The 17,761-nt window shown below is 70.1% G+C and carries 16 protein-coding genes; 3 read left to right on the top strand and 13 right to left on the bottom strand.

The window, feature by feature from the left end:
* Window positions 1–111: 111 nt before the first annotated feature.
* The 3 genes from IE278_RS08480 to IE278_RS08470 all read left to right on the top strand — a co-directional run bounded on the left by IE278_RS08480 (window position 112) and on the right by IE278_RS08470 (window position 2,407).
* Complete coding sequence (locus tag IE278_RS08480; RefSeq protein WP_189770335.1) at window positions 112–690, top strand: SigE family RNA polymerase sigma factor; 579 nt, start codon at window positions 112–114, stop codon at window positions 688–690.
* A complete protein-coding gene (locus IE278_RS08475) occupies window positions 687–1,478 on the top strand; it encodes a hypothetical protein (protein WP_189770332.1) in 792 nt (263 codons plus the stop codon). Before IE278_RS08480 ends, IE278_RS08475 begins: the two co-directional genes overlap by 4 nt.
* 101 nt (window positions 1,479–1,579) lie before the next feature.
* A complete protein-coding gene (locus tag IE278_RS08470) occupies window positions 1,580–2,407 on the top strand; it encodes a pectate lyase (protein WP_189770330.1) in 828 nt (275 codons plus the stop codon).
* 95 nt (window positions 2,408–2,502) lie between these two features.
* On the opposite strand, the gene IE278_RS08465 is transcribed toward IE278_RS08470, so the two are convergent.
* The 13 genes from IE278_RS08465 to IE278_RS08405 form a co-directional block, all read right to left on the bottom strand.
* Complete coding sequence (locus IE278_RS08465; RefSeq protein ID WP_189770328.1) at window positions 2,503–3,612, bottom strand: right-handed parallel beta-helix repeat-containing protein; 1,110 nt, start codon at window positions 3,610–3,612, stop codon at window positions 2,503–2,505.
* A 77-nt stretch (window positions 3,613–3,689) separates the two neighbouring features.
* Window positions 3,690–4,895 carry a dienelactone hydrolase family protein gene (locus IE278_RS08460; protein ID WP_189770326.1) on the bottom strand — a complete coding sequence of 402 codons (1,206 nt, stop codon included), beginning with the start codon at window positions 4,893–4,895 and terminating at the stop codon, window positions 3,690–3,692.
* Window positions 4,879–5,934 (bottom strand): pectinesterase family protein, encoded by a 1,056-nt coding sequence (locus IE278_RS08455; RefSeq protein ID WP_189770324.1) that lies wholly within the window; start codon window positions 5,932–5,934, stop codon window positions 4,879–4,881. Before IE278_RS08455 ends, IE278_RS08460 begins: the two co-directional genes overlap by 17 nt.
* A 1-nt stretch (window position 5,935) precedes the next feature.
* Window positions 5,936–7,057 (bottom strand): pectinesterase family protein, encoded by a 1,122-nt coding sequence (locus IE278_RS08450; RefSeq protein WP_189770322.1) that lies wholly within the window; start codon window positions 7,055–7,057, stop codon window positions 5,936–5,938.
* Between the two features lie 2 nt (window positions 7,058–7,059).
* Window positions 7,060–8,397 (bottom strand): pectate lyase family protein, encoded by a 1,338-nt coding sequence (locus tag IE278_RS08445; protein ID WP_189770320.1) that lies wholly within the window; start codon window positions 8,395–8,397, stop codon window positions 7,060–7,062.
* A 235-nt stretch (window positions 8,398–8,632) separates the two neighbouring features.
* Entirely contained in the window at window positions 8,633–9,433 is an 801-nt protein-coding gene (locus tag IE278_RS08440; protein WP_189770318.1) for a rhamnogalacturonan acetylesterase, read from the bottom strand.
* Between the two features lie 214 nt (window positions 9,434–9,647).
* A complete protein-coding gene (locus tag IE278_RS08435; protein WP_189770316.1) occupies window positions 9,648–11,018 on the bottom strand; it encodes an ABC transporter substrate-binding protein in 1,371 nt (456 codons plus the stop codon).
* Window positions 11,015–12,100: a pectate lyase family protein gene (locus IE278_RS08430; protein WP_246570144.1), complete on the bottom strand. Its 1,086-nt coding sequence runs from the start codon at window positions 12,098–12,100 to the stop codon at window positions 11,015–11,017. Before IE278_RS08430 ends, IE278_RS08435 begins: the two co-directional genes overlap by 4 nt.
* A gap of 120 nt (window positions 12,101–12,220) precedes the next feature.
* Entirely contained in the window at window positions 12,221–13,837 is a 1,617-nt protein-coding gene (locus IE278_RS08425; protein WP_189770312.1) for a glycoside hydrolase family 43 protein, read from the bottom strand.
* 59 nt (window positions 13,838–13,896) lie between these two features.
* Window positions 13,897–14,739: a DUF6807 domain-containing protein gene (locus tag IE278_RS08420; protein WP_373311938.1), complete on the bottom strand. Its 843-nt coding sequence runs from the start codon at window positions 14,737–14,739 to the stop codon at window positions 13,897–13,899.
* The gene (locus tag IE278_RS08415; protein WP_189770310.1) at window positions 14,739–15,905 is read right to left on the bottom strand and encodes a Gfo/Idh/MocA family protein; all 1,167 of its coding nucleotides are present in this window, start codon (window positions 15,903–15,905) and stop codon (window positions 14,739–14,741) included. Before IE278_RS08415 ends, IE278_RS08420 begins: the two co-directional genes overlap by 1 nt.
* A complete protein-coding gene (locus IE278_RS08410) occupies window positions 15,902–16,792 on the bottom strand; it encodes a carbohydrate ABC transporter permease (protein ID WP_373311949.1) in 891 nt (296 codons plus the stop codon). Before IE278_RS08410 ends, IE278_RS08415 begins: the two co-directional genes overlap by 4 nt.
* An 11-nt stretch (window positions 16,793–16,803) precedes the next feature.
* Complete coding sequence (locus tag IE278_RS08405) at window positions 16,804–17,742, bottom strand: carbohydrate ABC transporter permease (RefSeq protein WP_189770514.1); 939 nt, start codon at window positions 17,740–17,742, stop codon at window positions 16,804–16,806.
* Window positions 17,743–17,761: the final 19 nt, after the last annotated feature.

Genomic DNA, 17,761 nt, shown 5'->3' with positions numbered 1-17,761 from the left:
TCCTCGTTACCTGCGTGCCTGGTGTGCGGATGCTGGCTGGATTGTTCCCGCGTTGAACCAGTTTCAGGTTTTCATCGTGTTACAGAATGAACCGACAGGGAGAGGTCGCCCGTGGGCACTGTCGTCGACGACGCCGCCTCCGTGGAGTTCCATGACTTCTTCGAGCGGCACTACTCCGAACTGGCCCGGCTGGCCCATCTGTTGACGGGCGAGTCCGACGCGGCCGACGATCTCGCGGCGGACGCGCTGCTCGCGCTGTGGCACCGCTGGGACCGCGTGCGCGCCGCGGACCACCCGGTGGCGTACGCACGCGGTGTGGTCGCCAACATGGCGCGCAGCCGGATCCGCAGCGCGGTACGCGAACGAAGACGGATCACTCTGTTCTGGTCGCAGCGCGAGGACAGGACCGAGAACCCCGACGTACCCGGCATGGTGGACGTCCAGGAGGCGCTGCGCAGGCTGCCGTTCCGCAAGCGGGCGTGTGTGGTCCTGCGCCATTCCTTCGACCTCTCGGAGAAGGACACCGCGCTCGCCCTCGGTGTCTCGGTGGGTACGGTGAAGAGCCAGACGTCGAAGGGGATGGCGGAGCTGCAGCGGCTGCTGGGGTCGCGGGACGCCCCGCGGCGGATGCACGCGGCGGCGCTGCGTGCCGGGGGCACCGGGGGGATCGCCGGGGGGAGGGGGCGATGAGGGACGTGCACGACGAACCGGACGACGAACTGCGCGCCCGGCTGCGGGACTCGGCGCAGTCGTACGAGCCCGATCGCGCCCGCATCCTGGCCCGCGTCGAACGCGGTATGGCCGGTGCGGGGAGCACGCCGGATCCCGCCCCGCGGCCGACCGCCCTCGGCTGGTTCCGTGTCGTCGGCGCCACGGCGGCGGTCGCGGGTGTGCTCGCGGTCGGGGGTTACGCCGTCGCGTCGGCGCTGAGGGACGAGGCGCCGAACGACCAGACGGTGGCGGTCACCCCCAGTCCGGCCCCCTCGCCGGAGCCCGAGCAGGAGGCGTCGAGCCGCGCCCCGCAGCCGCCGGAGCGTTCGAGCCCTCCGGCCTCCCCCACCGCCGGAAACGGTGCCGGTACCGAGGACGGCCCGCTGTGGTCGGACGGGTCGGTCGACCCGCACAGCAACGAGTTCTGGGCGCAGAGCAATGTGACGGTGAAGACGGAGAAGCAACTCACCGCGCTGAGTGTGGTGTTGAAGGTCAGACAGACCGGCGGGGTCACCTCGGCGGGTTCCTGGCGCTCCGCCCCCGAGGACGACTTCACGGTGTCCGTCGCCGAGCGGGACGGCTTCCTCACCTACACGTGGACGCTCAAGCAGGGCCGTACGGTGTGGCCGGGCGAGTGGGTGTTCGCGGGCCAGTACGACCACGACCGCGGTGGCCGCGACGCCGGGGACGACACGTACACGGCCGGCGCCCGGGCCGACGGCCAGGAACTGGCCGTGGCGGGCGACTTCGCACGCGGCGGCTCGTAGGGCCGGGTTGCGTCGAAAAGAATTCCGGCGCGCGGCAACCCCTGCCGTCCGGGTGGCGACCAGGAGACGCAAGATCTCTCCCCACCTGAAGGAACCGGGACATGACCTCACGCGTGGAACCCCGTGCACGTCACCGCCGCAGGACCGACCGCAAGCGTGCCCTCGTCGGTGGCGCGTCCGCGGTCGCCCTGACGGGAGCCGCGATCTTCACCAGTACGACGATGTCGACGGCGAGCGCCGCCACCACCTGGCCGACCGCCACCGGCAGCGAGGCCGTCTCCTCGACGATCGCCGTCTCGGGCACCCGGGACGGGGGCTACAAGCGCTACTACGGCAGCGGCGAGCTGGCCGGTGACGGTCAGGAGGAGGGCCAGGACCCGATCTTCCAGCTCGCCGACGGAGCGACGCTGAAGAACGTCATCATCGGCGCGCCCGGTGCCGACGGCGTCCACTGCCAGGGCAGTTGCACGCTGCAGAACGTCTGGTGGGAGGACGTCGGCGAGGACGCCGCGACCTTCAAGGGCGGCAACTCCGCCGTCTACACCGTGTACGGCGGCGGCGCGAAGAAGGCCGCGGACAAGGTGTTCCAGCACAACGGCGGCGGCAAGCTCGTCGTCTCCAAGTTCGCGGTCCAGGACTTCAAGACGCTGTACCGCTCCTGCGGCAACTGCTCGACGCAGTACAAGCGCACCTCGATCTTCAACACCGTCGAGGTGACCGCGCCGGGCTCGCGGCTGGTCGGCATCAACACCAACTACGGCGACACCGCGGCCCTGCGGAACATCACGGTCGTCGGCGACAGCGGCAAGAAGATCGTGCCGTGCCAGAAGTACATCGGCAACAACACGGGCGCCGAGCCGACGACGAACGGTTCGGGCCCGGACGGAACCTACTGCGACTACACGGCATCTGACATCACGTATCAGTAGGAGCCACCCGGATCTGCTGGCCTGAGCCCCCCCTCGGCCAGTCAGAGCGACGCCCCTCACCGGTGACGACCGGCGAGGGGCGTTCGCACACCCGCTCAGTCCATGGTCGCGCCGATCGTGGTGCTGCCCGTGGTCAGGAAGGTGGTCACGGGCAGCGAGCCGTTCGACTGACGGGAGTTGTACGTCGTCGAGGCGTCCGTGGAGCGGAACGCGGGCGTCGAGACGCCGGAGTCCCAGTTGTTGCCGGCCGAGACCACCGAGCCGCCCTTGCTGACAGCGGTCCCGTTGCCCACGGCCAGGTTCTTGCCGAGCCTGGCCGCGCCGGTGGCGAAGTAGTAGCCGTACTTGACGTTGGCGTAGGCGGTGGTGCGGTTGATGACGATGGCGCCCTTGTTGCTGTTCTCGGTGAAGCCGCTGCCCGCGTTGTCCCAGGCCGCCGAGTTGTTGACGACGTGGGCCACCACCTCGCCGTCGCCGCCGAGTTTGTAGCCGTTGCCGTCGCCCGCGAACGCCGAGTCCGACCAGCGGTTCTTGCCGTTGCCCATGGCCCAGGTGTGCTCGACGGTGACCGGGGACGAGAACGACCAGAAGTCGAGCCCGTCGTCCGCGTTGTTGTAGAGACGCGCCCCGGTGATGAGGTTGCCGCTGCCGGAACCGAACTTCACGGCGATGCCGTCCGCGTTCTCCCCGTGGGTGGCGGCGTCGTAGTGGCCGTAGGAGTCGATGTTCCGGACGGTGTTGTTGGTGGTGCTGTCGCCGGTGAGCGTGAACCCGGAGTCGCCGCCGTTGATCGTCTTGATGTTCTCCCAGACCGTCGAGGCGCACGACTGGCAGACGACCGCGCTGTCGGGCGAGTTCTGGAAGGTGATGCCCGAGACGGTCCAGTAGTCGGCGGTGAGCTTGAAGATCCAGTCCCCGTCGGGGAGGTTCGAGCCGTCGATCTTCACGGTCTCGGAGCCGTAGGGCTGCAGGTGGATGCGGCTGGAGGAGTTGCCGTTGGCGGTCGACTGGAGGGTCGCCGTCGGGTAGTAGGTGCCGGCGCGCACCTGGATGACCGTACCGGCGGTGGCGTTCTTGATGGCGTTGGTCAGGTCGGTGGTGGTGCTGACGACCACGGTGGCGGCCTGGGCCTGCGTGGGGACCACGGCGAGTCCGGCACCGAGGGCGAGGGCCGCGGTCAGGGAGAGAGCGGTACGACGGGGCATGGTGGGGGGGACCTTTCGTCGAACGGCGGGTGAGGGGGGGCGGTACGGGCGGTGCCGGTGGTGTGGGGGCGAGCCGGTCAGAGGACGGCGTCGAGCCAGGTGAAGACCTCGTCCTGCTGGGGCGCGGTGAAAACATGGCCCAGTTCGGGCCAGACCTTGGTGTGCAGCTGCTCCCCGGCGTGCCGTGCACGCCAGACGGCGCGCAGCTTCTCGTACGCGACCCGGACCCCTTCCGCGGGGAACAGGGAGTCCTGGGCGCCGTGGAAGAAGAGCATCGGCCTGGGCGCGGCGATGCTCGCCACGTCGGGGAAGTCGAGGTGACGGGCGAGCCCGGGATGGAGCATGTAGTACGAGGACTGGCCGCGCAGGATGTTGTTGCCGGGCACCATGACCTCCTTCAGCCCGGTCATCCAGCACACGCTCGCCGCGGCCGCGATGTCGTCGCTGAGGGCGGCCGTCTGCCAGGCGCGGAAGGCGCCCATGGAGAACCCGACGGCCGCGACCCGGCGCCGGTCCACCCGGTCGAGACCGGCCAGGAAGCCGGCCGCGCGCACGTCCTCGCGGGCCATGAGCCCGGCGAGCGAGGACCCCAGGTTGAAGAAGTTGCTCGCCAGGGCCTGCTGCTGCTCGTACGTGGTCGGCCCGCGGTCGCCCCAGCCGAGCGCGTCCAGGGCGAGGACCACATAGCCGCGCCGGGCCAGTTCGTCACCGACGAACCGTCCGCCGAAGTAGCGGTCCGCCCAGGCCTGCGCCGAGGCCAGCCGTGTGTCGTCGTCCCAGGGCCGGACCAGCTTCTCCTTCCCTATGTCGAACTTGGCGCCGTGGTCGTGGAGCAGGAGGACGGCGGGGAAGGGTCCTGTGCCGTGCGGAGTGAGCAGGGAGCCGCGGACGCGCTCGTACCGGGTGAGGGAGAGCGTCACCGACTCCCGCGTGTACCCGTCGGCCGCCGACTGCGCCCCGTACTCGGGCTCGTAGGGGGTGCGGTCCCGGTCGACGCACAGGTGCTCCTCGACCTTCGAGCGGGCGGTGCGCCGCCAGGCCCTGAAGTCCCGGACCGGGGAGGTGCCGTAGGCGAGCGGGAAGCGCAGCTCGTCCTTGAGGAGGGGGTGGAAGTCGGGGAGGTTGCCGTCGACGATGCCCGTCACGTGTGCGGCATGGGCGGCGTGGGCCGGGGACGCTGCGGCTCCGGCTCCGGCGACACCCAGCAGCGCCGCCGCGCCCGCGCCGGCGCCTGTCACGAACGACCGCCGGCCCAGGGGCGATCGCTCAGTACCGCTGCTCATACGGCCTCCAGTCACCGAGGTAGGTCCTGCGGGTGTGCGAGGCGGCTTCCGCCGCCGTGAGCAGGGGCCGGTTCTCCGGCACGGAAACCACCGCGCCCGGACCGGAGTTGGCGTACTCCCGAAAGCGCATGGTCTGCCACGGATACGCCTCGCGCATGTCGATGTACGGCGCCACCGCGTCGATGCCCGGCCCGAGCCAGGTGTGCCTCACCACGAGCGACGGCCAGGCGGTCGTCTCGTAGGACGGCACCCACGGCCGGGCGAGCTTGTACGCGCCGTCCTCGGCGCCGGAGGTGACGCGGCACCGCACGGCGAGGAAGCCGTACGGATTCGCGCGGGCCGTGGCGGGGGCGAACACCATGCCCTCCGGCCGGAAACCCACGTCCCGGTCGAGCGTGTGGAGGCGGCAGCCGTCGAAGACCGCACGCCCCCGCCCGAAGACGAAGTCCACGTCCCCTTCGATGTGACAGTCGCGGTAGTACTGCCGGTCGAAGGAGTCCAGTGCGGTGGTGTCCGCGAACAGGGTGTCCTGGTGGGCCAGGAACCGGACCCGCTCGAAGCGCGACCGGTCCCCCGTGACGTACGCGGCGACCGCCTGGGTCCCGGTGATCTCCGGATGGTCGGCGCGCAGCCAGTCGTTGGCGATCGTCAGCCCCCGCACGGTCAGGCCGGGCGCCGCCGAGGTGAAGGTGGCGGAGCCCGCGGTGCCGTAGGTGCCGGAGCCGTCCGGCTTCGGCGTCCCGTTGGCGCGGTCGTACACGATGACCGTGTCCCGTGGGTCGCGGGTGGCCCCGAGAAGCGTCAAGTCCCGAGCACCTGCGGGAATGTTGACGACTTCGCGATAGGTGCCCGGATGCACGACGATCGTCCGGCCGTGTCCGTCGGCGGCTGCGGCGACCGCGTCGACGGCCGCCTGGACGGAGTCACCCGGGCGGACGTGCAGCACCCGGCGGCGCGGCCGGGCCGAGGCGGCGGCCGGGGAGGCACCGGCCGCCACGAGAGCACCGACGGCACCGGTGATCAGGGTGCGCCGACGCATCTCAGCACTCCTCCCGGGACCAGGGAGCCCAGTCACCGAGGTACGTCCGCGGGGTGTGCGAGGCGGCCTCGGCGCGGGTGAGCTGGGGCCGGTTCGCGGGGACGGTGATCTCGGCGCCCGGACCGCTGTTGCGGTACTCGGCGAACCGCTGGCTCTGCCACGGATAGGTGGCCGACATGTTGGTGTACGGCTCCACCGCGTCGATCCCGGCACCGAGGCGGGTCTCGCGCACGGTCAGCATGGGCCGGGCGGTGGGGTCGGACCCGGGCACCCAGGGCCGGGCCAACTTGTAGAAGGCGTCCGGGGCTTCGCTCGTCACGCGCGAGTCGGTCACCAGGTATCCGCGCGGGTTGGCGACGGCGGTCGAGGGCGCGAAGACGAAGCCGTACGGGGCCCCGGCGAGGTCGGTCCGCTCCAGGGTGCGGAAGTGGCAGTGCGCGAACACGGCGGTGGCCCGCCCGAACACGAAGTCCACGTCCCCCTCGACGTAACAGTGCGCGAAGTACTGGCGGGCGAAGGCGGTGAGCGCGAGGGAGTCGGCGTACAGCGTGTCCTGGTGGCCGAGGAACCGGCAGCGCAGGAACGCCGACCGGTCGCCCTGCACCTTGATGGCGACGGCCTGCGTGCCGGTGATCTCGGGATGGTCGGCGCGCAGCCAGTCGTTGGCGAAGGTGATGTCCCGGGCGGTGAACCCGTCGGCCTGCACGGTCGTGGTGGCCGAGCCGGTCGTGCCGTAGGGGCCGGAGCCGTCGGGTTTCTGCGTGCCGTTGGCGTTGTCGTAGACGATCACGACGTCACGCGCGTCCTCGGAGGCCCCGAGCCAGGTCAGCTCCGTACGGGCGGCGCTGACGGCGACCGTCTCGCGGTACGTTCCCGGGGCGATGACCAGGGTGTGTCCGCTGCCGTTCGCGGCGGTCACGGCGGCCTGGACGGTGGTGTGGTCGCCGAGGCCGCCGGGATGGACGTACAGGGTCCGCTCGTCGAGCCGGGTCGCCGGCGAACCGTACCGCCCGAAGGGGTGCCGGCCGTGCGCGTGGGCCCTCCCGCCGGCCCCCAGGGCGAGCGCGGCCCCGACGCCGGCGACGACGAAGGCTCGTCTGCTCGCCCCTCTCCGCAGGGTCATGATCAGCAGACCTTTCCGGCGCCCGCGCGGCCGTCGACGATGCCGGGCACGGCACGCGGTGAGTCGACCTTCGTCCGCAGGGTGGGTGTCCATCCGGCGCCGGACTGGAGGGTCTCGGCGGGGATCTCGGCGTTGTGGACGGCGATGAGGTCGGTCTTGCGGCCGTTGACGTAGTTGTTCTCGGCGGTGAGCGGCGCCTCGCTCCACTTCTTCAGGGTCTTGGCGGCGCTGACCCCGGCGGGCAGCGAGAACGCGTTGTCGGAGGCGTACAGCTGCGAGGAGATCCCGATGCCGAAGGTGTAGCCGTACGGCTGTCCCTCCCGCACCACGAAGTGGTTGTTGTACGAGTCGACCTGGCCGAAGCGGACCCGCGGTGCCCGCTCGACGACGCCCTCGAACTTGTTGTGGTGGAGCGTGACCTTGAGCTTGCCGGCGTCGGTCGCTCCGGCGCTGTCGCTGTTGCCGATGAGCATGGTCTTGTCGTGGTCCTCGACCGAGTTCCAGGACACCGTCACGTAGTTGGCGCCGCGCACGATGTCGAGCAGGCCGTCGTGCTGCTGGTAGGTCTGGCCGAAGTACGTGGGCAGGGTGCTGTCCGGGTAACGGCCGTCGGTCAGGGTGTTGTTGGCGACCCACACATGGGTGGAGCCATACACGACAACCGCGTCGTACTCGGAGTTCCAGGCACCGGTGGCCGTGTCGGTCGGGTCCCACTGCGGGAAGCAGTCCAGCGGGGCCTCGATGGTGAGGTTGCGCAGGATGACGTTGTCGACGCCCTTGATCTGCAGGCTGCCGCCTCTGATGCCGGCGCCCTTGCCGACGCCGACGATGGTGGTGTTGGCGGGGACGTTCACCTTGATGGCGGTGTCCTGGTTGGCGGCGGAGGCGGCCCGCAGCCCCTCGGGGCTGTCGGCGGGCTCCCCGGACAGGTCGGTGTCCAGGCCCCAGTTCTCGGGCGAGTACTTCTCCAGATAGGCGTCGAAGTCGTACCCGGGGGCCGCGAACGACGCACACCCCTCGGCGACCGGGTCGATGACCCCCTTGACCCTGACGATCTTCGGCGCGTCCCCGCCGGCCTTCAGCGCGGCCTTGAACGCGTCCCAGGTGGTGACGGTGTAGACGTGCGAGGCGTCGGCCGCGGCCCCGCCCTTGGTCCCGGCCCCCTCGGACCCCCACCCGTCCCCGACGGGAAGGGCCTCCCGCCCGAGATCCCGCCCGTGGGCGACCTGGGCCACCTGACCGACCTGGGCATGAGCGACGGTCCCGCCCACCCCGAGAGCGAGTGCGGTACACCCGACGAGCGCGGTAATGCCATGCACATGCCACACAGAAGAACGCATAACGACGGTTCCTTCCAAACAGAGAATGGGACAACTCACCCAGGGCCGCGGGGAACGGCGCAGCCTGTCGCCGTCCAGGGGCGCGGGGAACGGCGCAGTCTTTTGTCTTTTAGGGGCGCGGGGAACGGCGCAATCTTTGCGTCTTCAAGAGCGCGGGGAACGCCGCAACCAGCCACAACGCACCGGCAGACGCTCAGGCCTCAGGCCTCAGGCCTCAGGCCTCAGGCCTCAGGCCTCAGGCCTCAGGCCAAGTGATCCACGACTCCGGAATCACCTCACCCAACCGCCGAACATCCCGCGCCCCGATCACCCGGCGCCGGGACAACTCCCCCGCCACCATCCGGGCCACGGCAACCGCCCCGGGCGGATTGAAATGCGTGTTGTCCTGTTCGACATCGGTCCAGTTGAAGTACTTCTTCGTCTCCTCGACCCCCAGCTCCTGCCAGCGGGCGATCGACAGCGCCTGAACGTCGAGGAGAGCCACCCCCTCCTCCTCGGCGAGGCCCCGCATGGCCGCCGGATAGTCGCCGTGGGTCGCCACGGCATTCCCGTCGGTGTCGAACTTCCGCCGCTCCACGGACGTGGCGAGCACGGGCCGCACCCCCCGCGCCCGCGCCCCGTCGACGTACTGCCGGAGATAGTCCTGGTACGTCGTCCACGGCTCGGTGTACCGCGCGGGATCGGCGCTCTTGGAGTCGTTGTGCCCGAACTGGACGAGCAGCAGATCGCCTGGCCGGACCGCGGCGAGAATGACGTCGAGGCGCCCTTCGTCGATGAAGCTCTTCGAACTCCGCCCGTTCACGGCATGGTTGGCGACGACCAGGCCGTCCCGCAGGAAGAACGGCAGCGCCATCCCCCACCCGGTCTCGGGCGCGGCATCGGCGTACTTCTGAGCGGCGGTGGAGTCACCGGCGATGAAGAGCGTCCGGCCACGATGCCGCCCCTGCGAGGCGGCGACAGCGGGCCCGGTCCCGCCGACGGCAAGCGGAACAGCGGCAAGCGCAGCGGTGGTGACCTGTCTACGACTAAGGCTCACAACAATATGCCTTTCGCTTCTCAGGGACACGGGTCTTATGGGTCGCGGGGAACGACGCAGTCTTTCGCCCTTCAGGGGCGCGGGGAACGGCGCAGTCTTTTGTCTTTAGGGGCGCGGGGAACGGCGCAATCTTTACGCTTAAAGGGGCGCGGGGAACTGCGCGACCAGCCACAACGGCCCCGCAGTCACCCACAACCCCAACCAGCGGCCGGCGCTACCCCTTCTGCTCGTTCCACTCCGTCTGAGCCTCATTGAGCTGATCGGCCAACGTGTCCAGGAATTCCTTCTCGCTCAACGACCCGTTCAGCACCTTCTGGAAAGCCGGCTCATTGTCCGTCTTCGAGATGGTGTTCCAGTCGGGCAGGTAGTACGGCAGCTGAACGATCGTCGTGGAACCGTCGGTCAGCGCCTCGGCCGCCAACTTCGTCGGCTCGGCCTCGGAGACCCACGCGTCCTTCGCCGCGTCGGTGTTCGACGGCACCTGCCCCGCGGACTCGTTGAACTTGGAGTTCTGCGCCTTCGCCGTGGCGAACTCGATGAACTTCCACGCCGCGTCCTTGTTCTTGGACGTCTTGAAGATGCCCAGCCCGTCCACGGGGTTGGACACCTGAACCCGCTTGCCCCCGGGCCCGACCGGCTGCGGAATACCGCGGAACTTCTCCGCGCCCAGCGCCTTCACATGGTCCTGGTAGGAGCCCAGGTTGTGGTTGAGCATGCCGATCGTGCCGGAGTCCCACTGCGCGACCATCTTGGTGAAGTCGTTGTTGAGGTCGGCGGCCGGGGTGACCTTCTTGAAGAGGCCTGTGTACTTCTCCAGCGCCGCCACGTTCTTCGGGTCGTTGACCGTGGTCTTCTCGTTGCCCGAGTCCCAGAACGAGGTGATGCCGGACTGCCCGTACATCGCGTCGAGCGCCTGGGCGATGGAACCGGCGCCACCGCGGATGGTGTAACCGAAGGCGTTCTTGTCCTTGTCGGTGAGCTTGTCGGCGGCCTCGTAGAACTTGTCCCAGGTGGTCGGCGCGTCCAGGCCGGCGCTCTTGAACAGGTCGGTGCGGTAGTAGAGCACGCCGTTGTTGGCGGAGGTGGGCACCGAGTACAGGGTGCTGTCGTCGGCACCGCCGCCGCCCGCGGCCTTGAGCGACTTGACCATGTCCTCGTTGAGCTTGCCGTTCAGGGAGGACTTGCCGAGGCGGTCGTCCAGCGGCTCCAGCGCGTTCTGCGCGGCGAAGCCCGCGAGCATCGCCGCGCCGACACCGCCGACGTCCGGCAGCCCCTTGGCCTGGATGGAGGTGTCGACCTTGGACTGGTACTCGGTGGCGGCGATCGGGACGTACTTGACGTCGATGTCCGGGTTCGCCTTCTCGAAGTCGGCGATGATCTCCTTCCAGATGTCGGTGCGGACACCGCCGTTGTTGTCCCAGAAGGTGATCTCGCCCTTGCCACTGCCCTCGGCGCCCTTGTCGCCGGACGAACCGCTGCCGTCGTCACCGCAGGCGGTGGCGGTCAGCGCGAGGACGGCGCTCACGGCGACGGCGGCGGCGGAGCGGCGCGCTCCTCTACTGCTGCTGCGAATGCTGCTCTTCATGATCGGCTCTCTTCTTCTGGATCCAACGAGGGTTGTGTCGCTGTGGAGTGGTGACCGAGCTTCTTCTGCGGCCCGGAGAACCTGGACACGAGCGCGGGGACGGCCGCCGCGGGGTCGGGCCGGTAGTCGTAGAAGTCCTGCGGCTCGAAGGCCGCGCCCCATGCCTCGTGCCGGCCGGTGGTGTCCTTGAGGATCGACCCGCGCTGCACCAACTCGGCCGTCGCGTCGGCCTGGTAGGGGTGCTGGACGCCGTCGTAGTAACTGTTCTCGATGACCATCTTCGTCAGACCGCGGGACCAGTTGCCGTAGGTCCACACCGGGTCGCCGGGGTCCGCCTGCGCGGTCAGGTAGTTGTTGTAGAGGTGCGCGTAGGCGCAGTTGTCGGCGGACGGGTTGCGCTGCTTCGTCCCGCGGAACCAGTTGTGGTCGATGGTGATCTGCGTCCGCACGTTCGGCGTCCAGCCGATGCCGAAGGTCTTGTTGTTGTCCTCGAAGCGGTTGTAGGAGACGGTGACGTACTCGCTGTCCTTGCGGACGTCGAGCTGTCCGTCGCAGATCCGCGAGAAGCGGTTGTGGTCGATCCAGACGTGGTGGGCGGTGTCCAGCTGGATGCCGTCGAAGTCGGTGTCCTTGCAGTCCCAGTCGCCCTCGACGTACGAGTCGCGGATCGTCAGGTTGCGGATGATCACGTTGTGGGTGCCGGGGGCGAGGTGCAGTTCGCCCTGGACGAGTTCCCCCGCCGTGCCGACGCCGATGAGGGTCTTGTCCGAGGCCACGGCGATGTTCGCGCCGAACGGCTCCGCCTTGATCGTCCCGGCCACCCGGATGACGTACGGCTCCTCGGCCGCCGCGTAGCGCTCCAGGTCGGCCTGGGTGGTCACGGTGACGACCTCGCCGCCGGCGCCTCCGGTCGTACCGCCTTCGAGCGAGGCGAACCCGTGCGCGGTGTCGGCGGACCCCGCCGGAGCCCTCCCGGGGGCCGCCTCGGCCGGTGCCAGGGCCCCCAGCCCCAGTGCGGCCACGAGTGCGGCGACCGTGACCAGTACCCGGCCGGAACCGGGACCCAGCCTGGGCCCCGACATCGGTCCCGACCTCGGCCTCGGCCTCGGTCCTGGCTCCGGCCCCGGTCTCGGCAAGCGCTTGCTCCGGAAGTGTGTCATTGCGGCTCCCCACAGGCTTACATCGGTGATGACGTGGTGCGGTCAGACAGGTGACACAGTGCTGCGGCCGGCGGCGCCGCGGTCGGTCTCGCGGGCGGTGACGCGGAACCGCGTGAACGTGGCCGCCCCCGCGTGTCCCCCGCCGGACGGCGCGACCCCGAAGAGGCCGAGCAGGGCGCCGACCCAGCGCCAGGGGGTGGCCGCGAAGACCTGCCCCGAGGACTCCCAGCCGTCGCCGTCGCCGAGGTCGTACGAGAAGCGGCAGCGCGCCCCCGCTCCCACCTCGATCCGCAGCCGGACCCGTCCCCCGGGTGCCATCCGCGGATGCGCCGCGTCGCGCTCCCGCTCCGCGACCGAGTCGCCGAACCGGTGCACGAGGTGGACCGTCCCGTCGGCCCCCCGTTCGAGCCCGATCCAGCTGAACGCGTCGCCCAGTACGGCGAGTCCGGCCCGTGCGCCCGGCTCCTCGGCGTCGAGCCGCAGCTCGACCTCGACGGTGCACGGGGTGCCGGGCAGCCGCTGGGTGAGCACGTTCGCGAGCTTGCGCGGATCGTCCGCGTCCGCCGACCGTACGCAGCTCAGCCGCAGCCCGTCGCCGGAGTGCTGGGTCGCCCAGCCGTCCTGCGGGTTGGCGGTCCACTGCCACTGGCGTCCGAACCGCCCGCCGGGGAAGTCGTCGTCGGTGGCGGGCGCGGAGAGCGGCTGCCGCGGCAGGTCGGGCTTGCGGTGTACGGCCACGGGGGTGCCCTCGTCGCCGATGACCGGCCAGCCGTCCCGGCCCCAGCGCATCGGCTGGAGGTGGACGACCCTCCCGTACGCGCCCTTCTGCTGGAAGTGCGCGAACCAGTGCTCGCCGGACGGGGTGGACACCCAGCCGCCCTGGTGGGGGCCGTTGACGTCGGTGTCGCCCTGCTCCAGGACGACCCTCTCCTCGTACGGGCCGAAGAAGCCGCGCGAGCGGAAGGCGCCCTGCCAGCCGGTCTCTACCCCGCCCGCGGGGGCGAAGATCCAGAACCAGCCGTCGTGCCGGTACAGCTTCGGGCCTTCGAGGGTGAACCAGCCGGGGATGCGGTCGCCGTCCACGATCAGCTTGCCCTCGTCGAGCAGACCGGTGCCGTCGGGCCGCATGCGGTGGCCGGTGAGCCGGTTCTTGACGCCGGAGCGGGATCTGGCCCAGCCGTGCACGAGGTACGCCTCGCCGCTGTCCTCGTCCCACAGCGGGCAGGCGTCGATGAGTCCCTTGCCCGCCTTGATGAGGTGGGGGCGGGTCCAAGGGCCGCGTATCTCAGGTGCGTTGACCTGGAAGATGCCGTGGTCGGGGTCGCCCCAGAAGATCCAGAAGCGGTCGTCGTGGTGCCGTAACGAGGGTGCCCAGACCCCGCAGTCGTGCCGGGGCTTCCTGAAATCCCGTGCCGGTTCGAGGCGTTGGAGCGCGTGGCCGATCAGCGTCCAGTTGACCAGGTCGCGGGAGTGCAGCAGCGGCAGGCCCGGGGCCCGGCCGAAACTGGAGGCGGTGAGGTAGTAGTCGTCGCCGACGCGCAGGAGGTCCGGGTCGGACCAGTCGGCGTCCAGGACCGGGTTGCGGTACGTGCCGTCGCCGAGGTCGGCGGTGACGGCGGGCGCGTCCTGACCGCTGAGGGCCCTCTCCTGACCACTCAAGTCCTTCTCCTGACCTCGCAAGGGGTTGTCCTGGCCTCGCAACGGTGTGTCCTGGCCGTTCACGGGCTCACCGCCTTGCGGACGAGCGCCGCCGCCTCGGCCCGGTCGAGGCGGCCGTCGGCGACCACGGTGACGACCCGGCGTACGACGGTCTCCCCCGCCGGGACCGGCAGCCGCTCCTCGTGGGCCAGGGACGAGCCGACGCCCGGGTACTCGGCGCCGCGCACGAACCACGGGTCGCGCCGGGTGCGGTCCGTGGCCCCGGCGAACACCAGCGTCCAGCCGGTTCCCGCGAGCGCCACCCAGCCGGCGCGCGTGCCGTGCGCCGCGTCCTCGCCCTCGGTGTCCGCCGTGAACACGGCCGGCGGTTCGGCCTCCTTGCGGGCCCGCCAGAAGAAGCCGCCGTACGCCGCGCCGGGCCGGCCGTTGGTCGCCGGGCTGCCGATCGACAGGGGCCCGGAGGTGGTGTTGGTGAGCGAGAAGGTGAAGTCCAACGCCCAGGCGGTGTCGGTCAGTTCGGTCGCCGCGACCGTACGCCGTTCGCGCAGCAGCTCGGCTCCCCCGGCGACCCAGCGCAGCTCCTCCACGAAGCCGTCCGGGTCGCGCAGCTGGAACGCCGCGTGCCGCTGGGCGCCGTGGTTGTCCAGCTCGGTCGGCCCCTGGTCGCGTACGAAGGTGCGGCCGCCCCAGAAGTTGTGACCCTCGACGTCGGGAACGGCTACACCGACGCCGAGGTGATGGAGGTGGTCGGCGGGGCTGAGTTCGGTGACAGCCGTGCCGACCAGGGTGGTGACGGGATGGAGGTACGGACGCGGTGACAGGGTCGGCGCCAGTTCGGGCCGGGCGATGTAACGGCCGACCGGGCGGCCCGCGACGCGCAGGACCAGCGACTCGTTGTTCATCAGGTGCTCACCTCTTTCGACAGTGCCCACGAGGCGCCCAGCTCGGAGTAGAGGGCGAGGGTGTCGGCGGCGGCCGCGACGAGTCCGTCGACCCCGGGCACGACCCGGCGGTGCTCGTCGGCGTCGAGGTACCAGGCGCCGTCGGGCAGCGCGACCGGGTCGGGCGCCTGCCGGATCGCCTCGACGACCTTCATGAAGGCGCCGGTCTCGTCGGGGGTGACCAGCAACTCGGCCCGCCCTTCGAGATGTTCGACCAGGTTCTCCAGAAGGTCGGTCCTGCCGAGGCTGAGCTCCTGCGGGCCGTGCCCCGTGCGCTGCACGAGGACGCGGTCCTGCTTGTACCAGAAGGTGATGCGGCCGCTGGTGCCGTGCACGAGGACGTACGGCTCGTCGGGGTGTTCGGCGCACAGGGTCGCGGCGACGGTGATCCGGCTGCCGCGCGCGGTGGTGACGCGGACGCAGGAGGTGTCGTCGGACTCGATGTCGTTGGCGCGCAGCAGCTCGGTCTCGATGCCGGTGACGTCCTCGGCGCGGGTGGCGCCGTCGAGTGCGAGTGCGGTGGCCACGGCGTGGGCGAGGGGGTTCGTCAGGACGCCGTCGACGACGTCGGCCCCGTTCATCCGGCGCCGTCCCGCCCAGGGCGCGCGGCGGTAGTACTCCTCGGCGCGGCCCCAGGCCCCGGCCCCGCCGATGCCGTGCACGCTGCCGATCGTGCCCCGCGCGATCAGCTCCCGGATCGCGGGCACGGCGTGCGAGCCCATCGACTGGAAGCCGATCTGGCACACCACCCCGGCCGCCGCGACCCCGTCGGCCATCCGGCGGAACTCGGCGTACGACGGGGCCGGCGGCTTCTCCAGCAGGAGGTGTACGCCCCTGGCGGCGGCCGTCAGCGCCAGGTCGGTGTGGGTGGGGATCGGTGTGCAGATCACGGCGATCGCGGCGCCGGTGGAGTCCAGCAGTGCGCCGAAGTCGGCGGATTGCTCGGGGAGTTGCCCGGGTGTGAGGAAGCCGGCCAGTTCCTCGTCCGTGAGCGGGGTCAGTTCGCAGATGCCGGCGAGGCGGACCAGGCCCTTGTCCTGGAGGCGGCGGATGTTTTCCAGGTGCCAGCGGCCGTGCCCGCGGGCGCCCGCGAGGACGACGGGAAAGGGACATTCGAGGTCGCTCATCCCTTCACCGCCCCGGCGCTGAAGCCCGTGATCAGCCACTTCTGGATGAAGGCGAAGACGATCACGACGGGTACGGCCGCGATGATGCCGCCGGCGGCGAGCGCGCCGAGGTCGACGCTGTCGGCGCTCATCAGGCTGTTGAGGCCGACGGGGATCGTCTGCTTCTCCTGGTTGCTGAGGAACATCAGGGCGAACAGGAAGTGGTTCCAGGAGTGCACGAAGGCGAAGGAGCCGACCGCGATCAGTCCGGGCCTCAGCAGCGGCAGGACGACGACCCGGAAGCCGGTGAAGCGGTTGCAGCCGTCGACCCAGGCGGCCTCTTCGAGGGAGTACGGCACGTTCCGGATGAAGCCGCTGATGAGGATCATCGACAGCGGCAGCTGGAAGACGGTCTCGGCGATGATGACGCTGCCCAGCGAGTTGATCATCTGGAGTTCGGCGAAGATCTGGAACAGCGGCACCAGGAGCAGCGCGCCCGGTACGAACTGCGAGCAGAGCAGCGCCAGCATGAACGCGCGCTTGATCTTGAAGTCGAAGCGGGCCAGCGCGTAGCCGCCGGCCAGCGCGACCAGCGTGGTCATGAGGAGCGTGGCGAGGCCGACGTACACGCTGTTCTCGAAGTACGTGCCGAAGCTGCGGTCGTTCCACACCTTGTCGAAGTGCTCGAACGTCATCGGCCAGGGCACGAGCGAGGTCGAGCCGGTCGGCCTGAGCGCGAACAGCAGGATCCAGTAGAAGGGGACGAGGGTGAAGACGAGGTAGATGCCGAGCGGGAGGTAGATCTGCCAGCGCGGGGCCTCGTCCCAGGCGCGCCGATTCTTGCGGGGCCGCTGCGGCGGTTCGTCGGCCACCGGTGCGGACCGCTCGGCCGGGGTGATGGTGTCGATGTCCTTGGTGATCACTTGTCCCCACCCACTCCGAACTTGCTCAGCCGCAGATAGACCATCGAGCAGAACAGCAGGATCACGAACGCGACGGTGGTCAGGGCCGAGGCGTAGCCGAAGTTGTGCGCGTCGACGCTGGTGTTGGCGATGTACAGCGGGAGTGTCGTCGTCTCCCCCGCGGGTCCGCCGCCGGTGAGTGTGTAGAGCAGGTCGACGTTGTTGAACTCCCACACCGCGCGCAGCAGGGTGGAGAGGATGATCGCGTCCTTGAGGTGGGGCAGGGTGATGTGCAGGAACTGCCTCAGGCGGCTGGCGCCGTCGACCTCGGCGGCCTCGTACAGGTCCTTCGACACGGACTGGAGGTCGGCGAGGATGAGGATGGCGAAGAAGGGGACGCCGCGCCAGAGGTCCGCGACCACCGCCGCTGGGAAGACCGTCGAGGTGTCGGAGAGCCAGCTGGTGCCGTACTCCCCGATGCCCATGTCGGCGAGGTAACGGGTGATGCCCGTCTGGGAGTTGTAGAGCAGGACCCAGATCGCGGAGGTGAGCACGCCGGAGACGGCCCAGGGTGAGAAGACCATGGCGCGGCCGAGCGAGCGGCCCACGAAAGTCTGGTTGACGATCAGTGCGAGGGCGAGGCCGAACAGCAGCTGGAGCCCGACCTCCACGACGACCCACTTGGCGCTGAAGACCAGCGTGTCCCAGAACTGCGGGTCCTCGGTGAAGATGCGGGTGAAGTTGTCGAAGCCCGCGTAGCCGTTGCGCCACGGCTTGGTGGGGTTGTAGTGCTGCAGGCTGTAGTAGAAGACGCTGAGCACCGGGTAGGCGATGAAGCCCAGCATCAGCAGTCCCGCGGGGGCGATCAGCAGATACGGGAGCCTGCGGGGCGTCGCCGAGCCACGGCGCCGCCTCGGTGGCGCGGGCTGCTTCGCCACGGCTGCGGCTTGTGCCATGACTGTTCTCCGTTCTCGG

Source organism: Streptomyces tauricus (assembly GCF_014650955.1).
In the GTDB taxonomy this organism is placed as follows: domain Bacteria; phylum Actinomycetota; class Actinomycetes; order Streptomycetales; family Streptomycetaceae; genus Streptomyces; species Streptomyces tauricus.
Note: the sequence above shows the minus strand (reverse complement) of the source record. Positions and strands in the feature narration are given on the sequence as shown.

Bases quoted from the DNA above. Each gene is read 5' to 3' on its own strand.
- IE278_RS08475 (WP_189770332.1), top strand. From the start codon at position 687: ATGAGGGACGTGCACGACGAACCGGACGACGAACTGCGCGCCCGGCTG.
- IE278_RS08470 (WP_189770330.1), top strand. From the start codon at position 1,580: ATGACCTCACGCGTGGAACCCCGTGCACGTCACCGCCGCAGGACCGAC.
- IE278_RS08465 (WP_189770328.1), bottom strand. From the start codon at position 3,612: ATGCCCCGTCGTACCGCTCTCTCCCTGACCGCGGCCCTCGCCCTCGGT.
- IE278_RS08460 (WP_189770326.1), bottom strand. From the start codon at position 4,895: ATGAGCAGCGGTACTGAGCGATCGCCCCTGGGCCGGCGGTCGTTCGTG.
- IE278_RS08455 (WP_189770324.1), bottom strand. From the start codon at position 5,934: ATGCGTCGGCGCACCCTGATCACCGGTGCCGTCGGTGCTCTCGTGGCG.
- IE278_RS08450 (WP_189770322.1), bottom strand. From the start codon at position 7,057: ATGACCCTGCGGAGAGGGGCGAGCAGACGAGCCTTCGTCGTCGCCGGC.
- IE278_RS08445 (WP_189770320.1), bottom strand. From the start codon at position 8,397: ATGCGTTCTTCTGTGTGGCATGTGCATGGCATTACCGCGCTCGTCGGG.
- IE278_RS08435 (WP_189770316.1), bottom strand. From the start codon at position 11,018: ATGAAGAGCAGCATTCGCAGCAGCAGTAGAGGAGCGCGCCGCTCCGCC.
- IE278_RS08430 (WP_246570144.1), bottom strand. From the start codon at position 12,100: ATGTCGGGGCCCAGGCTGGGTCCCGGTTCCGGCCGGGTACTGGTCACG.
- IE278_RS08420 (WP_373311938.1), bottom strand. From the start codon at position 14,739: ATGAACAACGAGTCGCTGGTCCTGCGCGTCGCGGGCCGCCCGGTCGGC.
- IE278_RS08415 (WP_189770310.1), bottom strand. From the start codon at position 15,905: ATGAGCGACCTCGAATGTCCCTTTCCCGTCGTCCTCGCGGGCGCCCGC.
- IE278_RS08405 (WP_189770514.1), bottom strand. From the start codon at position 17,742: ATGGCACAAGCCGCAGCCGTGGCGAAGCAGCCCGCGCCACCGAGGCGG.